The following is a 5,720-nucleotide window of genomic DNA, read 5'->3' as shown; positions in this document are numbered from 1 at the left end:
CGCCAGAGACTCCACTTCGATCCGATCCAGTTCACCGCGGGCGCGGGCGCGGGCCAGACCGAGTGCGGGCGGAATGTCTAGATACAGCGTTAGGTCGGGTCGGAACTCTCCTAGTACTGTATCGCGCAGCGTTTTTAACAGGCGCGTATCTATGCCGCGCCCCCCCCCTTGATAGGCTTGGGAAGAGAGATCGTGGCGGTCGCCCACCACCCAGGCGCCGCAGGTCAGCGCTGGCTTAATAACTCCTTCCATCAGTTGTACCCGCGCAGCGTAAAGCATCAGCAATTCCGCGCGATCGATGACGGGCTCGTCGCCCGCGCCGTCTTTGATAAGCGTGCGCAGCGCCTCTGCCAGTGGTGTACCGCCAGGTTCACGGGTAAATACTACATCGAAAATACCCTGTTGACGCAGAACGTCTACCACTTCGGCAATCGCACTAGTTTTGCCGGCGCCTTCCAGCCCTTCTATCACAATGAATTTACTGTTCATGGTTTTCCTTTGCGTTTTTCCACTGGCGATAGCGTTCTGCACCACCTGGCTATAGTTCGCTAACTTGGTGGTAAACATATGACTGACGCGCCTCTGTCGGCAACGAATAATAGAGGTAGGGGCTTTTCTCTGGATACGCAACGGCCTCCAGTAAATCCTAGCCTGGCATTGCAGTCGGCAGGCGGCAGCAGCCAAACAATGATATAGGTATTGTACGGCATTGGCGTCGTTAAATCCTGCCGCGTAATACTGCGGCAATAATTTTCGCCCATACCGTAGATGACCGTCGGGTCTGTTTGCGGTTTCATGTCGATACTCAGTCGGTTAATAAATACCAACGCAACGCGCGCCCGCTCCTCCTTATCTCGGACAGCAGGCCCATCGGCCAGCGTCTTCCCTGCCAGATCTGCGACAGAGTGGTACTCATGCGCTAGCGGACGCGCTTGAGGATTCGCGCTCTCGGGTATTGGCGGTAATAAAGATAGGTGTTGGTATAGAATCGTCCCTCTAGCACGCTATCTGCCGTCTCACAGAGTTTTGATTTTTGCACCACAGCCGTCTTGCTCTGTGGCTCTCCATGCAGATCGTGTTTCATATACGATATGGTGCCTGCCCGAGAATGACCGACCACTATTTCAGTGTCGATCCTTCGATAAAACGGATGGAAAACTGCGCCTCTTTGCCGCTGACCAGCAGTTGCAGCAGATCGCGCGCTGTCCATTCCCAGCTTCATCTGATAAGTATCGACCAGCGCCAACGACTCAAGCAGCTCCATTAGCCACGGCAACTAGTCGAGATGTCGCGCCAAATACTGTCAACGCAGCAATTGTTGCAAGCAGTCGACAGCCAGAACTACTAGCACCAGCGGCAGGATGATGAGACACCCTTTCTTTTTCATCGATAAATTCATGTTCCCTCCTAAACCAACAGGTCGGTCGCACACTGTTGGCCAAGATCAACATAACGATTTCATGTCTGGCGGCGGTCAACAAAGCGGGCTAAGCTGCAAGCAGAGCGTTCTGTCGGCATACTGCCGGGTGTCTATTGCCCGCACTGGCACCACTGGCAACAGGGCGTTGGTGATAAACACCTCATCCGCCATGGTCAGGGCGTTAGGCCCAACGCTCACTTCCTCTAGCGTATAGCCTAGCTCCGGCAACAGCGACATGACACGGCGACGCATCACGCCGGCGACGCCGGCATAACGCAGTGCGGGCGTAAAAACCTCTCGCCCACAGCGCCAGAAAAGATTGGCGCTGCAACACTCCACCACAATACCCTCGGTATCCAGCACCAGCGCTTCATCCGTGCCGTTGCGGTCCAAGTGAGCGCGGACAAGCACCTGCTCCAACCGGTTATTATGCTTGATACCCGCCAGCAGCGGATTACGCGCCAGGCGCACAGGGCTTTGGCTGAGCCGCACCCCATCCTGGCGCCAGCGGGGATACTGTGCCGGCGCAGGCGTTCGCGAAACGATGCGCTGCGGCGTTTCGCAGCCACGAAAGCTATAGCCGTTACCGCCGCTGCCTCGGCTTATCAGCGCCTTAATAACGCCATCGCCGCTGCCATGTGCCGCCGCCAACATTTCACGGCGCATGGCGTCGGCATTGAATGGCGCGAACAGTAACCGCTGCCCTGCCATCGACAGTCGTTCGAGATGCCACTCCAGAAGAGGAATGTCTCCGTCAAGCAACCGGGCGGTGGTGAAGAAACCATCACCAAAATGTACGGCGCGATCGGTGAGCGGCAATTGTGCCTGCGGGATACTATTGATCCAGTACATTTCGCCTCCTGTGTGTGGGCCCGGTCGCGGAAGGGTAAAATGTCCCTATAACGGGACATTAGGCAACATGCTACGATTAAATCGCGCGGAACACCAGTGAACCGTTAGTACCACCGAAGCTGAACGAATTGCACAAGGTGCAGACCTGACGCGCTTCATTCAGCACATAGTCAAGATCGCAGCCTTCGTTAGGATCATTTAGATGATAATCTAGGTTAATAGTTGGTGGAATCCGCTCGATCGCATAATGCCAACACGCTGAAGATTGGTTCGATAGCGCCGGCTGTCTCCAAGCAGATGCCCGTCATCGAATTCTTCGAGATTACCATCACTTTTAACTGGCAGACTCGGCGATACCGCCTCCACCCCTAGTTTTCGGCTTTACCGCCGACAGGCGTCGCGGTATCGTGCACATTGATGTAGGCCAATGGCGCCAGCGTTATATGCCTGCATCACGTAAAGTATTGACATCGATCGTGCAGCGCTGTTATCCGGCGGTTAGGTCATATGGTAAGCATCGCTGCTTATGTCAAATCTAACCGCTTCGGCATGGATTTTCGAGCCATGCCGTTTGGCATGCTCATACTCCTCCAGCATCATTACGCCCGAGCCGCGCCAAAACCACCGATGCCCAACGGTGTATTGCCTTTCTCTGTGCCCTGCCAGTAAGACGTCCGCATCGTCATAAGCGACAATGCGCGCCGCATGGCTGATATCATGCACACCGGTGGTATATAGACGGTTAATGAATAAATGGCCTGCCACCATATTGAAAACGGTCGAGGACACGAAGAACGGCTGATTTTACTGGGTCCTTGTCCTCCACTCACTAGCGCGCTGTAGTTTTTTTTAATCAATCCCTCGATACCCGAACCGATAGCCGCGCCGATGCGATCGGCATTTTCTTCGGTTACCACAAGACTGGAATCCTTGTATTGCCTGGAAGTCAGCGGCGACGCCATATTGGATGAATGCATCCATCTTGCAGGGCTTCTTTGCGCGACAGATAATTTTCAGAATTAAAATTTTAACTAATCCTACAAAAAGTGTTGCATAGGCAGTAGTATCAAAATGGCCGACCAGGCCGATGCCATTCTGTCCAGCAAGGAGCGATAATAATTTACTGTGAGCCTAAAAGGCCAGGCGGTCGTGTGACCGCCTAGGGATGTTCGCTTACTGCTGGCTTGCTTGAATAAAATCAATCGCCGCCTGAACAGTAGTGATCTTCTCAGCTTCCTCGTCCGGAATTTCAGTATCGAACTCTTCTTCCAGCGCCATTACCAGCTCGACGGTGTCAAGAGAGTCAGCGCCGAGGTCGTCAACGAAAGAAGCATTATTTACGATTTCTTCTTTCTTAACGCCTAGTTGCTCAGCGATGATTGCCTTAACGCTTTCTTCGATAGTGCTCATACTCTTAAATTTCCTATCAAAACTCGCTTACGCGATGGTTTTCGTAGTGTATAACATGTTGAAAAAGATGCAACTCATCCCAGCTGGTCGAACCACGATTTTATGCTATTTTGTGGTTTTTACCACAAATAACGCAAATGATTTTCGTGCTTTTTACAGCATATACATGCCGCCATTGACATGTATCGTTTCTCCGGTAACGTATGCTGCCTCCTCAGAGGCGAAAAAAGCAACAGCACTGGCGATTTCTTTCGGATAGCCGAGACGATTTGCTGGAATCTGGGACAAAATGCCCGCACGGCGCTCATCTGTCAACGCTTCGGTCATGTCTGTCGCAATAAATCCCGGTGCCACCACATTGACCGTAATACCACGCGAGGCGACTTCACGCGCCAGCGATTTACTGAAGCCAATTATACCCGCCTTAGCGGCAGCATAATTAGTTTGTCCCACATTTCCCATAGCACCAACAACAGAACCGATTGTAATAATTCTGCCGTAGCGCTTTTTCATCATGGCTCGCAATACCGCTTTAGACATGCGGAATACGGACGTCAGATTAGTATCAAGAATAGACTGCCATTCATCTCCTTTCATTCGCATCAGCAGATTATCACGCGTAATGCCCGCATTATTTACTAAAATATCCACGTCGCCAAATTCCGCGCGCATTTTCTCTAAAAAAGCCTCGATAGAATCGTTATTGGAAACATCCAATTCCATTCCTTTACCACTGTCGCCCAAATAGACGCTGATGGCAGCCGCTCCCGTTTCACTAGTAGCGGTACCAATCACAGTCGCGCCACGCGTCGCGAGCGTTTCCGCTATCGCGCGACCAATACCCCGGCTAGCGCCGGTCACCAGCGCAATTGTACCTTCAAAGCTCATCTGTAACCCCAATGTTAATGTTCAATCGCTGTGGCCAGCGAGGCGGGATTATTAACCGCTACGCCCGACAGGGTGGCAACAATACGTTTGGTCAGGCCGGTAAGCACCTTGCCAGGGCCGATTTCCAACAATACTTCTACGCCCTGGGCCGCAAGGTACTCCACGGTTTCAGTCCAGCGCACTGGGCTATAAAGCTGGCGCACTAATGCTTGGCGGATGGCCGCAGGATCCTGCTCCGCGCGCACATCAACGTTGTTGATCACCGGGATCCGCGGCGCGACAAATGTTACTGCTTCTAATGCCTGCGCCAGTTTTTCCGCAACTGGCTTCATCAAGGCACAATGAGACGGTACACTGACCGGCAACGGCAACGCGCGCTTGGCCCCGGCTTCCTTACAGAACACGCCAGCCCGTTCTACCGCTTCCTTGTGCCCGGCTATTACTACCTGACCCAGCGAATTGAAATTTACCGGCGAAACTACCTGCCCCTGAGCCGCACGTTCACAGGCAGCGGCGATAGCATCGTTGTCCAGCCCGATGATAGCGGACATTGCGCCGCTTCCGGCCGGTACTGCTTCCTGCATAAGTTTGCCACGCAGCGCCACCAACGTGATCGCCGCGGTAAAATCCAGACTGCCGGCGCAGACCAGAGCGGAATATTCGCCCAAACTATGGCCGGCTAGCAGAGCCGGCGCCCGTCCGCCCTGCTGCTGCCAAACACGCCATAGGGCAACAGATGACGCTAATAATGCCGGCTGGGTCTGCCAGGTTTTATTCAGCTCTTCAGCCGGGCCTTGTTGCACCCTCATCCACAAATCATAGCCCAGGGCAGAAGAAGCTTCGGCAAACGTCGCCTTGACCACTGCGTGATCCGCTGCCAGCTCCGCCAGCATTCCTACCGTCTGAGAACCCTGTCCTGGAAATACCATGGCAAAAACAGTCATTATTATGCTTCCTGTAAATTAAAACCGTAACAGCGCCGAACCCCAGGTGAAACCACCGCCAAAGGCTTCAAGCAGCACTAGCTGTCCTGGCTGAATGCGGCCGTCACGCACCGCTTCATCGAACGCCAGCGGTACAGAAGCGGCAGAGGTGTTGCCATGCCGATCGAGTGTGACTAACACTTTTTCCATACTCATTCCCAAGCGCT

8 protein-coding genes and 1 pseudogene are annotated in these 5,720 nt (G+C 53.5%); all 9 read right to left on the bottom strand.

Annotated elements, in window-relative coordinates; translation table 11 throughout:
* On the bottom strand, window positions 1-489 hold a 489-nt coding region (tmk, locus tag BG74_RS04340), incomplete at its 3' end, for a dTMP kinase (protein ID WP_066596852.1).
* A 59-nt stretch (window positions 490-548) separates the two neighbouring features.
* Window positions 549-797, bottom strand: a complete 249-nt coding sequence (locus BG74_RS19550) for an endolytic transglycosylase MltG (RefSeq protein WP_369678503.1) — start codon at window positions 795-797, stop codon at window positions 549-551.
* 122 nt (window positions 798-919) lie between these two features.
* Window positions 920-1,264 (bottom strand): hypothetical protein, encoded by a 345-nt coding sequence (locus BG74_RS04335; protein WP_066596850.1) that lies wholly within the window; start codon window positions 1,262-1,264, stop codon window positions 920-922.
* Between the two features lie 210 nt (window positions 1,265-1,474).
* Entirely contained in the window at window positions 1,475-2,272 is a 798-nt protein-coding gene (gene pabC, locus BG74_RS04330; RefSeq protein WP_066596848.1) for an aminodeoxychorismate lyase, read from the bottom strand.
* A gap of 76 nt (window positions 2,273-2,348) precedes the next feature.
* Window positions 2,349-3,385 (bottom strand): annotated as a pseudogene (locus BG74_RS16645) (beta-ketoacyl synthase N-terminal-like domain-containing protein); the annotation flags it as partial.
* 60 nt (window positions 3,386-3,445) lie between these two features.
* Window positions 3,446-3,682: an acyl carrier protein gene (gene acpP, locus BG74_RS04320; protein WP_066596846.1), complete on the bottom strand. Its 237-nt coding sequence runs from the start codon at window positions 3,680-3,682 to the stop codon at window positions 3,446-3,448.
* Between the two features lie 153 nt (window positions 3,683-3,835).
* On the bottom strand, window positions 3,836-4,570 hold the full coding sequence (gene fabG / locus BG74_RS04315) for a 3-oxoacyl-ACP reductase FabG (protein WP_066596844.1): 735 nt from the start codon (window positions 4,568-4,570) through the stop codon (window positions 3,836-3,838).
* 14 nt (window positions 4,571-4,584) lie between these two features.
* Window positions 4,585-5,514 (bottom strand): ACP S-malonyltransferase, encoded by a 930-nt coding sequence (gene fabD, locus BG74_RS04310; protein WP_066596842.1) that lies wholly within the window; start codon window positions 5,512-5,514, stop codon window positions 4,585-4,587.
* Window positions 5,515-5,532: 18 nt separating this feature from the next.
* Window positions 5,533-5,720, bottom strand: a 188-nt coding sequence (locus tag BG74_RS16640; protein ID WP_305809570.1) for a 3-oxoacyl-[acyl-carrier-protein] synthase III C-terminal domain-containing protein, incomplete at its 5' end; no start/stop codon positions are given.

The sequence above is a fragment of the Sodalis-like endosymbiont of Proechinophthirus fluctus genome (assembly GCF_001602625.1).
GTDB lineage: Bacteria > Pseudomonadota > Gammaproteobacteria > Enterobacterales > Enterobacteriaceae.
This window is presented reverse-complemented; position numbering and strand designations above follow the sequence as displayed.

What these genes read in the sequence shown, in the direction of transcription:
- acpP (WP_066596846.1), bottom strand. Translation starts at nt 3,682, where the DNA reads ATGAGCACTATCGAAGAAAGCGTTAAGGCAATCATCGCTGAGCAACTA.
- BG74_RS19550 (WP_369678503.1), bottom strand. Translation starts at nt 797, where the DNA reads ATGAAACCGCAAACAGACCCGACGGTCATCTACGGTATGGGCGAAAAT.
- fabD (WP_066596842.1), bottom strand. Translation starts at nt 5,514, where the DNA reads ATGACTGTTTTTGCCATGGTATTTCCAGGACAGGGTTCTCAGACGGTA.
- BG74_RS04335 (WP_066596850.1), bottom strand. Translation starts at nt 1,264, where the DNA reads ATGGAGCTGCTTGAGTCGTTGGCGCTGGTCGATACTTATCAGATGAAG.
- fabG (WP_066596844.1), bottom strand. Translation starts at nt 4,570, where the DNA reads ATGAGCTTTGAAGGTACAATTGCGCTGGTGACCGGCGCTAGCCGGGGT.
- pabC (WP_066596848.1), bottom strand. Translation starts at nt 2,272, where the DNA reads ATGTACTGGATCAATAGTATCCCGCAGGCACAATTGCCGCTCACCGAT.